This is a genomic window from Mesorhizobium neociceri (assembly GCF_013520985.1).
Lineage (GTDB): Bacteria > Pseudomonadota > Alphaproteobacteria > Rhizobiales > Rhizobiaceae > Mesorhizobium > Mesorhizobium neociceri.
This window is the reverse complement of record NZ_JACDTY010000022.1, coordinates 1-12,442: the sequence shown is the minus strand read 5'-3', so window position 1 is coordinate 12,442 and position 12,442 is coordinate 1. Positions and strand designations below refer to the sequence as shown.

The 12,442-nt window shown below is 61.7% G+C and carries 16 protein-coding genes; 9 read left to right on the top strand and 7 right to left on the bottom strand.

Annotated features, from left to right (window positions below):
• Nucleotides 1–2: 2 nt before the first annotated feature.
• From H0241_RS29405 to H0241_RS29390, 4 genes are all read left to right on the top strand, one after another.
• Nucleotides 3–1,175 (top strand): CaiB/BaiF CoA transferase family protein, encoded by a 1,173-nt coding sequence (locus H0241_RS29405; protein WP_181061273.1) that lies wholly within the window; start codon nt 3–5, stop codon nt 1,173–1,175.
• Nucleotides 1,176–1,211: 36 nt separating this feature from the next.
• The gene (locus H0241_RS29400) at nt 1,212–1,982 is read left to right on the top strand and encodes a HugZ family pyridoxamine 5'-phosphate oxidase (RefSeq protein WP_181061272.1); all 771 of its coding nucleotides are present in this window, start codon (nt 1,212–1,214) and stop codon (nt 1,980–1,982) included.
• Nucleotides 1,983–2,140: 158 nt separating this feature from the next.
• Entirely contained in the window at nt 2,141–2,479 is a 339-nt protein-coding gene (locus tag H0241_RS29395; protein WP_181061271.1) for an ArsR/SmtB family transcription factor, read from the top strand.
• 57 nt (nt 2,480–2,536) lie between these two features.
• Nucleotides 2,537–3,331: a TrmH family RNA methyltransferase gene (locus H0241_RS29390; RefSeq protein ID WP_181061270.1), complete on the top strand. Its 795-nt coding sequence runs from the start codon at nt 2,537–2,539 to the stop codon at nt 3,329–3,331.
• On the opposite strand, the gene H0241_RS29385 is transcribed toward H0241_RS29390, so the two are convergent.
• The 3 genes from H0241_RS29385 to H0241_RS29375 form a co-directional block, all read right to left on the bottom strand.
• Nucleotides 3,323–3,595 (bottom strand): hypothetical protein, encoded by a 273-nt coding sequence (locus H0241_RS29385; RefSeq protein ID WP_181061269.1) that lies wholly within the window; start codon nt 3,593–3,595, stop codon nt 3,323–3,325. The genes H0241_RS29390 and H0241_RS29385 overlap by 9 nt on opposite strands.
• A gap of 58 nt (nt 3,596–3,653) precedes the next feature.
• The gene (locus tag H0241_RS29380) at nt 3,654–4,808 is read right to left on the bottom strand and encodes a coiled-coil domain-containing protein (protein WP_181061268.1); all 1,155 of its coding nucleotides are present in this window, start codon (nt 4,806–4,808) and stop codon (nt 3,654–3,656) included.
• A 303-nt stretch (nt 4,809–5,111) separates the two neighbouring features.
• Entirely contained in the window at nt 5,112–5,648 is a 537-nt protein-coding gene (locus H0241_RS29375; RefSeq protein WP_235984549.1) for a DUF1134 domain-containing protein, read from the bottom strand.
• A 391-nt stretch (nt 5,649–6,039) separates the two neighbouring features.
• Here H0241_RS29375 and chpT point away from each other — a divergent pair, with 391 nt between their 5' ends.
• Complete coding sequence (gene chpT, locus H0241_RS29370) at nt 6,040–6,669, top strand: histidine phosphotransferase ChpT (RefSeq protein ID WP_181061266.1); 630 nt, start codon at nt 6,040–6,042, stop codon at nt 6,667–6,669.
• 258 nt (nt 6,670–6,927) lie between these two features.
• Nucleotides 6,928–7,296 (top strand): response regulator transcription factor, encoded by a 369-nt coding sequence (locus H0241_RS29365; RefSeq protein ID WP_181061265.1) that lies wholly within the window; start codon nt 6,928–6,930, stop codon nt 7,294–7,296.
• Nucleotides 7,297–7,381: 85 nt separating this feature from the next.
• On the opposite strand, the gene ctrA is transcribed toward H0241_RS29365, so the two are convergent.
• Nucleotides 7,382–8,077 carry a response regulator transcription factor CtrA gene (gene ctrA / locus H0241_RS29360; protein ID WP_006203583.1) on the bottom strand — a complete coding sequence of 232 codons (696 nt, stop codon included), beginning with the start codon at nt 8,075–8,077 and terminating at the stop codon, nt 7,382–7,384.
• Between the two features lie 449 nt (nt 8,078–8,526).
• Between ctrA and H0241_RS29355 the strand changes: the two genes are divergently transcribed.
• Nucleotides 8,527–8,904, top strand: a complete 378-nt coding sequence (locus H0241_RS29355; RefSeq protein WP_181061346.1) for a flagellar export protein FliJ — start codon at nt 8,527–8,529, stop codon at nt 8,902–8,904.
• A gap of 107 nt (nt 8,905–9,011) precedes the next feature.
• On the opposite strand, the gene H0241_RS29350 is transcribed toward H0241_RS29355, so the two are convergent.
• Nucleotides 9,012–9,416 carry a winged helix-turn-helix transcriptional regulator gene (locus H0241_RS29350; RefSeq protein WP_181061264.1) on the bottom strand — a complete coding sequence of 135 codons (405 nt, stop codon included), beginning with the start codon at nt 9,414–9,416 and terminating at the stop codon, nt 9,012–9,014.
• A gap of 90 nt (nt 9,417–9,506) precedes the next feature.
• Between H0241_RS29350 and H0241_RS29345 the strand changes: the two genes are divergently transcribed.
• The gene (locus tag H0241_RS29345) at nt 9,507–10,436 is read left to right on the top strand and encodes an NADP-dependent oxidoreductase (RefSeq protein WP_181061263.1); all 930 of its coding nucleotides are present in this window, start codon (nt 9,507–9,509) and stop codon (nt 10,434–10,436) included.
• A gap of 62 nt (nt 10,437–10,498) precedes the next feature.
• Here H0241_RS29345 and sciP read toward each other — a convergent pair whose 3' ends face one another.
• Complete coding sequence (gene sciP, locus H0241_RS29340) at nt 10,499–10,774, bottom strand: CtrA inhibitor SciP (RefSeq protein WP_013529904.1); 276 nt, start codon at nt 10,772–10,774, stop codon at nt 10,499–10,501.
• A gap of 85 nt (nt 10,775–10,859) precedes the next feature.
• Nucleotides 10,860–11,033: a hypothetical protein gene (locus H0241_RS29335; protein WP_181061262.1), complete on the bottom strand. Its 174-nt coding sequence runs from the start codon at nt 11,031–11,033 to the stop codon at nt 10,860–10,862.
• Between H0241_RS29335 and mnmA the strand changes: the two genes are divergently transcribed.
• Nucleotides 11,032–12,222 carry a tRNA 2-thiouridine(34) synthase MnmA gene (mnmA, locus tag H0241_RS29330; protein ID WP_181061261.1) on the top strand — a complete coding sequence of 397 codons (1,191 nt, stop codon included), beginning with the start codon at nt 11,032–11,034 and terminating at the stop codon, nt 12,220–12,222. The genes H0241_RS29335 and mnmA overlap by 2 nt on opposite strands.
• The last annotated feature ends 220 nt before the right edge of the window (nt 12,223–12,442 follow it).

Sequence of the window (12,442 nt, the reverse complement as noted above, 5' to 3'; positions counted from 1 at the left end):
CCATGGCGGCCGACGCAGCCGCAGTGAAAACCGGTCCGCTAGCCGGCCTGAAAGTCATCGAGATGGCCGGGCTTGGCCCGGTGCCGCTGGCCGGGCTGATGCTATCGGAGATGGGCGCCCAGGTGCTGCGCATCGAGCGCACCGGCTCGGACCAGCCACTGCTGCCACTCTCCGATGAGCACAATCTCGACCGGCACGGCCGCTCCATCCTGCGTGTCGACCTCAAGCAAGCACAAGGCACCGAGCTGGTATTGCGCCTCGTCGAGAGAGCCGATCTGCTGGTCGAGGGCTTTCGCCCCGGTGTCATGGAGCGGCTCGGCATCGGTCCGGATGCTGCACTGGCGCGCAACCCGGCGCTGATCTACGGCCGCATGACCGGCTTCGGCCAGGACGGGCCGCTCGCAGACCGCTCCGGCCACGACATCACCTACCTCGCCTATTCCGGTGTGCTGCATGCCATCGGTCGGGAGGAAAGCCGGCCGGTGCCGCCACTGAACCTGATCGCCGACAATGGCGGCGGCGCCATGATGCTGATCGCCGGCGTGCTCGCGGCGCTGTTTGAGCGCTCGCGCTCCGGCAAGGGCCAGGTGGTCGACGCGGCGATGGTCGAGGGCGCCTCGATGCTGGCGGCGCCCATTCACACCTTCATGGCGGCCGGCCTGTGGAGCGACCGGCGCGGTGCGAACCTGCTCGATTCCGGCGCGCCCTTCTACGACACCTATGAGACCGAGGACGGACGCCACGTCGCGGTCGGTTGCCTCGAACCGCGCTTTTTCGCCGAATTCGCCAACCTGCTGCCGCTCGGCGAGCATTTTATCCGCGGCCAATACGACAAGGCGCTATGGCCGGACATGCGCGCCGCCATTGCCGGCCGCTTCAGGCAGAAGACGCGAGACGGTTGGGATGCATTGTTTGCCGGAAGCGACGCTTGCGTCGCACCGGTCCTGTCACTGACCGAAGCCAGGGATCATCCACACAACCGCGCCCGTCACGCATTTGTGAGGACAGGCACGCTCGAACGCCCGGCGCCTGCGCCGCGCTTTTCCGCCTCGCAACCGGCGCTTGCCACCATGCCGGACGATGATGACCAGCGGCCACAAATCGTGCTGGCGCGCTTCGGCTTTTCGGCGGATGAGATCAAAGCGCTTGTCAAATCCGGCATGATTGGCCAATAACTGGATGAAGAAAATCAACTTAACCCGGTGAGCATCTTGGACGAGCCGAAGAAGGACGTCATTCGCGCGACGGACGCCGAGGCGGTCAGGCTGGCTGACACTTTGATCCGCAGCGCCCGTTTCGGCGCCCTGGCGGTGATCGAACCCAAAACTGGCTCGCCGCTGGCCTCCAGGGTCGGCGTCGCCACCGATACCGACGGCGCGCCCCTGATCCTGATCTCGGCACTGTCGGCCCACACCGGTGCGATGCTTGCCGATCCGCGCTGCTCGCTACTGGTCGGTGAACCCGGCAAGGGCGATCCGCTGGCGCACCCCAGGATAACGCTGGTTTGCCGGGCCCAGCCGCTTGAGCGCGGCTCGAGCGCGCATGCCCGTGCCGAGCGGCGCTATCTCAACCGCAATCCCAAGGCAACGCTCTATTCGAGCCTCGGCGATTTCTCGATCTTTCGCCTCGAGCCCGAGCGCGCCAGCCTCAATGGCGGTTTCGGCAAGGCCTATCTGCTCGACCGTGCCGATCTCATCACCGATGGGCCGATCGTCGACGAGCTGGCCGCCAGCGAACAGTCCGCTCTCGACCACATGAATGCCGACCATCTCGACGCAATCGCCGTCTATGCCCATCATTTCGCCAAGGCCGAAGGTGATGGCTGGATCATGACCGGCTTCGACGCCGAGGGCATGGACCTGGCATCGGGCGACACCGTTTGCCGGGTCTATTTTCCGCAACCATTAAAGACCGCGCGCGACCTGCGACCCGTCCTCGTCGACATGGCCAAGGCCGGACGTGCGCCGGCTACGCAGGGTTAGCAAGGATAATCGTCATGAATCAAAAGCATGTCTTGAGATTTGGGCGAAATCATCTACGATTCACACGACGCTGAATCAGCAGCGCGATCCATCGCTGAATTATAGCACCTAACGCTATTTGCCCCCATAGCGTTCGGATGAGCAGGGAAACATGGGGCATGGTCTCGACCAAATTAATCGCCAATGCCGAATCGGCGGCGACATTTCTGACCCTTATGGGCAACGAAAAGCGGCTTTTGATCATGAGCTATCTGACCGACGGTGAAATGTCGGTCGGTGCCATCGCCGAAAAGGTGGTGCTCAGTCAGTCCGCTTTGTCGCAACATCTGGCCAAGCTCAGGGCGCTCGATCTTGTCGAGACCCGCCGCGATCGGCAGATGATCTACTATTCCTGCAAGTCGGAAGCCGTGCGCGAACTGTTGCGTATGCTGGACGGCGTTTTCGGGATAGGCGACTTGTCCCAGATGGCAACGCGTCTGCGCCGCGCCGGGACTTGACCTGCGGCTCCGATCGCTCCTTACCTCGCTGACGATTTTTCGCCGGCCGAGGTATTGATGGATCCGATCCAGATCGACGACGCGCGCGATCCGCGGGTCGCCGCCTATTTCGACATCCGCGAACGCGATCTCACCGGCCGCCATGGCCGGTTCGTCGCCGAAGGCAAGGTGGTGCTGGACGTCCTGCTGTCGGCTGGACGCTTTACCGCGGAGTCGATCCTGGTTCTCGAAAACCGGCTGGCCGGGCTCGACGACATCCTGCGCAAGGCCCCTGCCGACCTGCCGGTTTACGTGGCGGCAAGCAACATCATGGACAGGATCGCCGGCTTCCACATGCACCGCGGCATATTGGCGATCGGCAGCAAGGGCACGCCGCAGCCCGCCGAGGCTTTGCTGGGAACGTTGCCTGTGGACGCGTTGATCGTCGTGCTTGTCGGCATCGCCAACCACGACAATATGGGATCGATCTTCCGCAACGCCGCCGCCTTCGGCGCCGATGCCGTGTTTGTTGACAGCACCTGTTGCGACCCGCTGTATCGCAAGGCGATCCGCGTCTCCGTTGGCGCCGCGCTGAAGGTTCCCTTTGCGTCCTTCGGCGACACGGAAGCTTTCATCACCAAGCTTGACGAGCTGGGCTTCGGCCAGGTCGCTTTGTCGCCGCGCGGTGAGGCCGACATTCGCGATGCCGCGAGACCGAAACGACTGGCGCTCTATCTCGGCACTGAAGGCGAAGGCCTGCCCGAGAGCCTGCTTGCGCGCCTGCGGACCGTGCGGATCGCAATGTCTGAAGGCTTCGACAGCCTGAATGTTGCTGCCGCCTCAGCCATCGCGCTGCATCATTTTTCACGCTAATGCGTCTCGGCTGGCGGTCAGAGCCAGTCTGATCGAAGGTTGAACGGGTTTTGGAACAACGCGCGTGGTGCCGATCTCACTCGGCGCCGCCTCCATCCTGAAGGTCTCCATATCGTCGGCCAGCGGCACAGGGGCGCCGGTGGCCTCGCGATCTCTTGCCGTCGCATCGAACAGCTGCGCCACAGCGTCCAACAGCTCAAAAAGCGTCGGATGAAAGAGCCAGAGCATGAGCGACGAGATTACAAGCACGCCATAGACGATCATGACGCTAAACATGGGAATGGCCTGCAATAGGCGCAAGCGCCGGCAGCGCCCTCCACTTTCAGCCCGCCGAATCTGCCTTTTGCAGCGCCCGTACGCGATCGGCGAGGCTGGTGGTGCCCGATCGCGTTTCCTGCGGCGCCGCCAACGCCTTGGTGATCGGCGAATCGGGTCCTTCGAGCTTGGCGGTCAGGCTGACGACCTCTGCCGCCAGCGTGTTCATCTGTTCGCGCAACGCATCACCGGCGCTGCGCCTGTCGTCGCCATTTCTCGTGGTTTCGGGGCCGCCAAGCTCCGTCTTCAGTCGCTTGTTCTCGCCGGCCAGTGTCGTCAGCCTGGCTTCCAGCCGCTCGCGATCGCCTTCGAGCTTGGCGAGCACCTTGTCCATGTCGTTGTTCCTGGCGGCGGAATTGTCCTGGGCAGCGACCGGATCAACGGTGGCCGCAGCGCTTCCCGCGGCCTCGCCCTTGACCCGTTCACGAAGCCGGGTCACTTCTTTTTCACGGCGATCGAGCTTGTCCTCGCGATCGGCAAGCGTGGCGAGCAGGCGCTCGAGCTTCTTCTCGAGATCGGCGGTTCTTTTCTTCTCGGCTTTCAGAGAATCGCGCGTGGCCTTGCTTTCGGCGACGACCTCTTGATGGCGCTTGTCGGCTTCCTTGCGCTGGCCGCGCAGCACCGAAATGTCGTTGGCGAGCTTCTCCAGCTCGGATTCGCGCGCCACCAGTTCGATCTGACGATTGCTGGAGGAGAAGGAGGCGTCGTCATACATGTGCTCGATCTTTTCCAGCTCGAGCGCGCGCCTTTCCATCATGCGCTCGGCCTGCACCAGCTTGTCCGTCAGCTGTTGCAGTTGCTGCTCGCGATGCAGGAGCAATTCGTTTTTTTCACCCAGTTCGGTAAGCGCCTGCTTCTTGTCCTTGCGCTCAACCGCCAGGCCTTTCAGCGCCTCGTGCCCTCGGCTGATTTCGACGAGTTGCTCATTCGCCTGCTCGCGCAGCGTCTTGACGCTGATTTCGAGCCGACGTGTCGTCATGGCGTACTCGGCCCGCAAGCTGTCCTTGTCGGCCTGGATCTCGGCCAGCGTTCGCGGCACCGACGCCTCGACACGCTTGCGTGTCAGCGCGACCGCCCGCCGCCAGATGGCCGGCGCAACCAGCAGCGCCAGAAAGCCGGCGCACAGAAAGCCGAGGGCGAAGAACAGGATCGACTGAACCAAGGTGACTACCCGTTACGGGCGGGCCGCTATCCGGCAACCGCCAAGTCTGGACTTTGCCATGTTCGCATGACGCAAATCCAGCGCTGCGGCAAGAGTATGCCGCAGTCAGGTTTAGCTTGTGACCTCACAAAATGCGCTCGATGGCATGATCGCGGGCTGAGGCCATGTTGAGATTCAGGTCAGGCCGAGCCGAGAATGGTTGATGCCGAGAACCGGAACGGAGCGGACATTGGTCCGTGAGTACCGGAAGCGCAGGTATCAGCCATTCGCAGGCCGGCATCACCTGAATATCAATATGCCCACTCAGAAGGGATTCCAGGTCGGCCGTTGCGTCAGCTTCAGATAGCCGAGATTGACGCCAAGCCGCGCGCCGACGCCGGTGCGGATCGGCACCAGCAGGACCCTGTTGTTCTGCAGCACGTTGAAGCCAACGCCGGCCACGACATAGGCCGAACCGGCAACGCCGCCGAACCGGTTGTAGAGATTGCTGACGTCGTCAAGATTGTAGACGAGCATCATCACCCGCGATCCCTCGCCGCCGAAATCCCAGCCGAGCGACGGACCTTGCCAGAACACCTTATGGTCGCCGGCATTCTTGGTGTAGAGCGTGCCTTCACCGTAGGTCAGGCCGCCGATCACCGCGCCGGAACCCTCTTCGCCGAGCAGATAGCCATTGGGCAGGCCGTAGGAGGCAAAAATCTTCTCGACGACGGTGGCGAGACCGCCCGACGTCGCGCCGAAGAACTTGTGACCGGAATCGACGATCTCCTGAGCGGTGTATTCCTGCGCCCGCGACGCAGAGGTTGAGAAGGCGAGAGCGCCCATGAGGGCAATCGCCATGAAGAAAACACGGACAAAGGTCCGGTCGTAGAATCGGGAAACCATGCTTCCAATCTCCGTCAGGGAGCACTTTCGCCGACGCCTCGCACCCCGTCCGGCTCTTTAGGCGGCCGTTAAGGATGACTGTTACGGGCAAACTATGCCGTAATCCTTTTTCAACCATTAACCTTCCACATGAACATGGCGGTTCGAAGGCTGTCTGACCGTCTGCGCGGGCTCCCATCCTGTGCAAACACGCCATTTTTGCTAACGAGAATTGTGGATTTGTTGCTGCACGCTCAGGCGCTGTGTATTCAGAAGCGCTGGGGAAAGAGCGTGATTCGGGTGGGTGAGGCGCGACGGCCGGTCGCGTGGCCGCCCGGATGTGAATTTTTAGCAGGGATTTTCGCCGATGGCCGAGCTTTTCTCTCTCTCCGCACCCGATCTCGCAGCCCTGTTGTGCAGCCGCGTCTGCCACGACATCATTTCGCCGGTTGGGGCCATCAACAACGGCCTTGAACTCCTCGACGAGGGCGGCGCCGACGAAGACGCCATGAAGCTGATTCGCCAGAGCGCCAGAAACGCTTCCGCCCGCCTGCAATTCGCCCGCATCGCCTTTGGCGCCGCCGGTTCGGCCGGCATGATGATCGACACCGGCGACGCCGAGTCCGTCGCCATCGCCTTCCTGAAGAACGAGAAGCCGGACCTGGTCTGGAACGGGGTTCGTGCCCTCCTGCCGAAAAACAAGGTCAAGCTGCTGCTCAATTTGCTGCTCGTCGCCAACGCCGCCATCCCGCGCGGCGGTAAGCTTGTGGTTACGCTGGAAAACCTCGATACCGAACCGCGCTTTGCGCTTGCCGCCAGTGGCCCGATGCTGCGCGTGCCGCCGAAATTCCTCGAACTCCATTCCGGCAACAAGCCCGAGGAGCCGATCGACGCCCATTCGGTCCAGCCTTATTACACGCTGCTCTTGGCGCGTGAGGCCAATATGACGATTTCGATCCACGCGACCGCCGAAGAGATCGTGCTGTCCGCGGTCTGACGATCCGCAGCTCTTTGCCGGCTCGGCCGACGGCAAAGAACAAATAAAGTATCTTTTGCCACTGATATTTGCGGCCTTGGCCGAAATTCAGAACAGCCAAGTTTCATCGTCGGTGGCGCGTCCGCCGGGACCGCGCACAAACGACATTTTTGCAAAAACTTTACCTAACGGCTTTTCGGCTTCTTTACCGGATCGGCCTAAGGTGTATCCCGATACCCGGATGCCGCCGGCTCGCCCCAAGGCAAAGAGGACCCGGAAATGAAGCGCTGCATGTTTGTCGACGATTCAAGTGTGATCAGGAAGGTCGCAAAACGGATTCTTGGCGGCTCCGACATGGTGGTGATCGAAGCGGCCACCGGACTGGACGCGGTCGAGATGTGCGCTGCCGAGATGCCCGATGTGATTGTCGTCGACGGCGCCCTGCCCGACATGCAGGCGGTCGACCTCATCCGCCAGGTCCGCGCCATGGAAAGCGCCATCAAGCCACAGATCCTGATTTCGCTGGTCGAGGTCGATGTCGCCTCGATCATGAAGGCAAAGCGCGCCGGCGCCCAGGGCTATCTCTTGAAGCCGTTCAACCGGCCGCAACTGCTCGAGCGCTTTCGTACTCTGAAGATCGCCGCCTGATTCGGGTCGGCTCGCCCAAAAAGGACAGCAAAAAACCCGGCCTGAGCCGGGTTTTTTGCATTGAATTCAATCAGATGATGTTCGCTCAGGCGCTGACGCGGATGTCTTCCGGCTCGCGCAGCACATAGCCGCGACCCCAGACCGTCTCGATGTAGTTCTGGCCACCGGACGCAGCGTCGAGCTTCTTGCGTAGTTTGCAGATGAAGACGTCGATGATCTTCAATTCCGGTTCGTCCATGCCGCCATAGAGGTGGTTGAGGAACATTTCCTTGGTCAGCGTGGTGCCCTTGCGCAGCGAGAGCAGCTCCAGCATCTGGTATTCCTTGCCGGTCAGATGCACGCGCTGGCCGCCGACTTCGACGGTCTTGGCATCGAGATTGACCACCAGGTCGCCGGTGGTGATGACCGACTGGGCATGGCCCTTGGAGCGGCGCACGATGGCGTGGATGCGGGCGACCAGCTCGTCCTTGTGGAACGGCTTGGTCATATAGTCGTCGGCGCCGAAGCCGAGGCCGCGCACCTTGTCCTCGATGCCAGCCATGCCGGACAGGATCAGGATTGGCGTCTTCACCTTGGAGAGGCGAAGTGTCCGCAAAACTTCGTAGCCGGACATGTCGGGAAGGTTGAGATCGAGAAGAATGATATCGTAATCGTAAAGTTTACCGAGATCGACGCCTTCTTCGCCGAGGTCGGTCGTATAAACATTAAAACTTTCGGATTTGAGCATCAGCTCGATGCTCTGAGCGGTTGCACTGTCGTCTTCTATCAGCAGAACGCGCATTTCATTCCCCTTTTCTGCCGCCGGACCATGTCACGACCCATCCGGGACCGGAGCAGTGATTGCCTGAACAGAGGCTGCCATCGAATGGTTAACAAAACCTAATTCCGCACCCAGGACGGTACCAGATTTTTTAACCCCTTTCTACACCCTCTTGAATCTAATGATGAATCACAGAACCAAATCGCTAATGCAACACATTAATAAGTTGGACTAAGTGACTCAAGGGACTCGCTGGCCGGCTTCCGTATCGGGAGCCGGAATTTTTACCCGGCCTTAAGTCCTCGCCCTTATGATTAACAATGCCCGTAAACGAATGGTTACCAACGGCGAAAAACTTTAGGAATTTGTTTCCCATAGTTCGGGGAATGCCGGTGGATACGGGTGGCGCCAGGCCCTGGCGGACGGATTGGACGATATGTGCAGGTGTGCGTTTCCGGGAGTACCGAATCATGAAGTCACGTGAAAACCTCGTTCGGCTGAAACAATTTCAGGTGAATGAGAAGCGGCGGCAGCTGCTGCAGCTCGACATGATGATCGCCGAGTTCGAGCGCATGGCCGTTGAACTGGAGCTTCAGATCTCCGCCGAGGAGAAGAAGGCCGGCATCACCGACATCAACCATTTTGCCTATCCGACCTTCGCCAAGGCGGCGCGTCTGCGCCGCGACAACCTCAGAAACTCGCAAAGCGACCTCGCCCAGCAGCGAAGCGCTGCCGAATCATTACTCGGCGAAGCTGAAGCGGAGCTTTCCAAGGCCGAGATGCTGGAATCGCGCGACACCAAGATCCGTGACGCGGAACTGGGCGGCCGCAGCGCGATGATCGGCTGAATACCGGATCTGATCCAACCGGCGGCGCCTGACGCCGCGCTTTGCTTTGAGTGTTGCCGGACCAAAGGTTCCGGCGCTGCTGATCTGGCCGCGAGGCGGCCGCAGCTTCAGGCCTGTGGCTGCAACTCCGCTTCCTGGTTCGCCGCTGCCCTTGCCCGCGCCTCCTTGATGTCGGGCACATGCTCTTCCGACCATGACCGTATCTGTGTGAGCAGCTCGGCCAGGTTCTGGCCAAGTTCGGTCAATTCATATTCCACCCGCGGCGGGATCACCGGAAAGATTTCGCGCCGCACCAGCCCGTCGCGCTCCAGAATGCGCAGCGTCTGCGTCAGCATTTTGGGCGTGATGCCTTCCAGCTTGCGGGCCAGTTCGCCATTGCGAAGCCGGCCGCGGCGCAATGCGCAAACCACCAGATAGACCCATTTGCTGGCCAGCATTTCGAGCACGGCATGCGAAGGGCACGTCCGCCTGAAGGCATCGTAGCCGAAGCCGCAATCATTATCCCTATCCATGAGGTGCCTATATATAGAAAAGGTACATACTAGACAAGGGGATATTACTATCCAAATGATAGTGGCATCAACAGAGCAGGAGAGACTCCCATGCGTGCCGTTATCCAGAATTCCGTCGGCGGACCCGACGTCCTCGTCATCGCCGATCGTCCCGCCCCCTCGCCCAAATCAGGCGAAGTGCTCGTCCGCGTGCACGCAGCCGGCATCAATCCGGTCGATGGCTCGGTGCGCGCCGGCTATTATCCATTGCTGGGCGAACCGCCCTTCACCCTCGGCTGGGATATTTCAGGCACCGTTGAGGCGGTGGGCCCAGGCGTCAACGGCGGCCTCAAGGTCGGTGACGCAGTGTTCGGCATGCCGCGTTTTCCCAAACAGGCCGCTGCCTATGCGGAACTCGCCGTCACCCCGGCCGATGAAATAGCGCCGAAGCCGCAAGGCATCGATCACAACCACGCCGGCGCGCTGCCACTGGCCGGCCTGACCGCCTGGCAAGGCCTTGTCCGCCATGGTGGCCTGAAGCCCGGCCAGCGTGTGCTGATCCATGCCGCGGGCGGCGGCGTTGGGCATCTTGCGGTGCAGATCGCCAAGGCGCGCGGCGCCTATGTCATCGCCACCGCCAGCCCGGGAAAACTCGATTTCGTCCGCTTGCTCGGCGCCGACGAGGTTGTCGACTACACCAAGGGCGACTTCACCGCTGCGGTCCGCGACCTCGATTTGGTGCTGGACCCGATGGGCGGCGACCATGCCGACCAATCGCTGACAGTCCTGAAGGACGGTGGCGTCCTGGTGTCGCTGCTCAACGTCCACGATACCACCCGGGCCAAGGCCGCGGCGCGAAACATCCGCGTCGAGCGCATGTCTGTGGTGCCCGACCGCGAAGGCCTGGTTGAGCTTGGCAAACTGGTCGATGCGGGAAAGCTCGCCGTCCACGTGGCAAAGAGCTTTCCGCTCGAACAGGCGGGCGCGGCGCACGCCTTTCTCGCCACCAGGCCGATCGGCAAGGTGGTGCTGACGGCCTGAAGCAGGATTACGACAGGCAAAAGGGCGCGGTTACCGCGCCCTTTTTTGTTGAGATCCTGGCTCTAATGCCGGTATTGCTGGATGCGCGTCGTGCGCAGCCCGGCAAGGCCGTATTCGTCGATCGACGCTTGCCAGGACAGGAATTCCTCGGTGGTCAGCTTGTAGCGCTGGCATGCCTCGTCGAGGCTCAAAAGCCCGCCGCGCACCGCAGCAACCACTTCCGCCTTACGCCGGATAACCCAGCGACGTGTATTCGTCGGCGGCAGATCGGCAATCGTAAGAGGGCTGCCGTCAGGCCCGATAACATATTTGACTCGCGGTCTAACAAGATCGGTCATCGTACTCTCTACAAAAAACTCAAAGACCCAATCCCCACCACATTACCGCCACAGCTTTAAAAATTGCCTAAGCGAACCCTAATGACTAGGTAAGGATCATGAACGCCGCGTTAGTCTTTTCGTCGGCATTTGAGTGAACGGCCGGCAGGCGCGCAATTTTCCCGCCAAATCGGCGCAGCCGCAAAGCTGGCGCCGCCGATGTGGTTGACCTATATTCGCGCCACTGCCATTGAAGCGCCGCGCAGAACGAAAGAACCATGAACAGCCTCGATCTTCCCGCCAGCCCGCAAAACACCCGCGTCGTCGTCGCCATGTCGGGCGGTGTCGATTCGTCCGTCGTCGCCGGCCTTTTGAAGCGCGAAGGCTATGATGTCGTCGGCGTCACGCTGCAGCTCTACGACCACGGCGCGGCAACGCATCGGGCCGGCTCGTGCTGCGCCGGCCAGGACATTGACGATGCCCGCCGCGTTTCCGAGACATTGGGCATCCCGCACTATGTGCTCGACTATGAGGAGCGCTTCCGCAAGGCGGTCATCGACCCGTTCGCCGAGAGCTATGTCGCCGGCGAAACGCCGATCCCCTGCGTCTCGTGCAACCAGACGGTGAAGTTCGCCGATCTGCTGGCCACCGCCAAGGACCTTGGCGCCGATGCGCTCGCCACCGGCCATTATATCCGCTCCGGCGCCAATGGCGCCCACCGCGCGCTGTTCCGACCGGTCGATGCCGACCGCGACCAGAGCTATTTCCTGTTTGCCACCACCCAGGCGCAGATCGACTATCTGCGCTTTCCGCTCGGCGGCCTGTCGAAGCCTGCGGTGCGGGCCATCGCCGAAGAGATGGGGTTGACCGTCGCCGCCAAGCAGGACAGTCAGGACATCTGCTTCGTGCCGCAGGGCAAGTATTCCGACATCATCGCCAAGCTGAAGCCGGCTGCCGCCAATCCGGGCGACATCGTCCATATCGACGGCCGCGTGCTTGGCCGCCATGACGGCATATTGCGCTATACGATCGGCCAGCGCCGCGGCATCGGCATCGCTTCGGGCGAGCCGCTCTACGTCGTCCATCTCGACGCCGACCGGGCCCGCGTCATCGTCGGCCCGCGCGAGGCGCTGGAGACGCACAAGATCTATCTGCGCAACATGAACTGGCTGGGCGATCGCGCGCTGTCCGACATTCCGGCCGCCGGCATGGAGCTGTTCGCCAAGGTCCGCTCAACGCGGCCGCCGCGGCCGGCCGTGCTGCATCACCGTGCCGGCAGCACCTTTGTCGAACTGGTCGACGGCGAGTCCGGCATCGCGCCGGGACAGGCCTGCGTGCTCTATTCCGACGACGGCAACGAAGCCCGCGTCTTCGGCGGCGGCTTCATCGAACGTTCCGAGCGCGGCGCCGAGGCCGAGGCCATGCTGACGCGGCTTGCCGCTAGGCCGGCGCAGGTTCCCGCGGAATAGGTCAGGCAGCTACCACCCTCCTCAGAGACCGTTTCAAAATTCGCTCTGGCGAGTCATTGGTGGTGTTTTCGAGAACCGGAGCGGAGCGTACTCAAGTACGTGTTGGGGTGGACGGCCCCCGACGGCATCGCAATGTGCCAGAATGAGGTCGTTGCAAATCTCAATCAAGGAGACCGTCCGTGGATAAGATTATTCGCATTGGCATGGATACGTCAAAGAG

What these genes read in the sequence shown, in the direction of transcription:
- H0241_RS29345 (WP_181061263.1), top strand. Translation starts at nt 9,507, where the DNA reads ATGCGTGCCGTTATCCAGAATTCCGTCGGCGGACCCGACGTCCTCGTC.
- H0241_RS29390 (WP_181061270.1), top strand. Translation starts at nt 2,537, where the DNA reads ATGGATCCGATCCAGATCGACGACGCGCGCGATCCGCGGGTCGCCGCC.
- H0241_RS29395 (WP_181061271.1), top strand. Translation starts at nt 2,141, where the DNA reads ATGGTCTCGACCAAATTAATCGCCAATGCCGAATCGGCGGCGACATTT.
- chpT (WP_181061266.1), top strand. Translation starts at nt 6,040, where the DNA reads ATGGCCGAGCTTTTCTCTCTCTCCGCACCCGATCTCGCAGCCCTGTTG.
- sciP (WP_013529904.1), bottom strand. Translation starts at nt 10,774, where the DNA reads ATGACCGATCTTGTTAGACCGCGAGTCAAATATGTTATCGGGCCTGAC.
- H0241_RS29405 (WP_181061273.1), top strand. Translation starts at nt 3, where the DNA reads ATGGCGGCCGACGCAGCCGCAGTGAAAACCGGTCCGCTAGCCGGCCTG.
- ctrA (WP_006203583.1), bottom strand. Translation starts at nt 8,077, where the DNA reads ATGCGCGTTCTGCTGATAGAAGACGACAGTGCAACCGCTCAGAGCATC.
- H0241_RS29365 (WP_181061265.1), top strand. Translation starts at nt 6,928, where the DNA reads ATGAAGCGCTGCATGTTTGTCGACGATTCAAGTGTGATCAGGAAGGTC.
- H0241_RS29355 (WP_181061346.1), top strand. Translation starts at nt 8,527, where the DNA reads ATGAAGTCACGTGAAAACCTCGTTCGGCTGAAACAATTTCAGGTGAAT.
- H0241_RS29375 (WP_235984549.1), bottom strand. Translation starts at nt 5,648, where the DNA reads ATGGCGATTGCCCTCATGGGCGCTCTCGCCTTCTCAACCTCTGCGTCG.
- H0241_RS29335 (WP_181061262.1), bottom strand. Translation starts at nt 11,033, where the DNA reads ATGGTTCTTTCGTTCTGCGCGGCGCTTCAATGGCAGTGGCGCGAATAT.
- H0241_RS29350 (WP_181061264.1), bottom strand. Translation starts at nt 9,416, where the DNA reads ATGGATAGGGATAATGATTGCGGCTTCGGCTACGATGCCTTCAGGCGG.
- H0241_RS29385 (WP_181061269.1), bottom strand. Translation starts at nt 3,595, where the DNA reads ATGATCGTCTATGGCGTGCTTGTAATCTCGTCGCTCATGCTCTGGCTC.
- mnmA (WP_181061261.1), top strand. Translation starts at nt 11,032, where the DNA reads ATGAACAGCCTCGATCTTCCCGCCAGCCCGCAAAACACCCGCGTCGTC.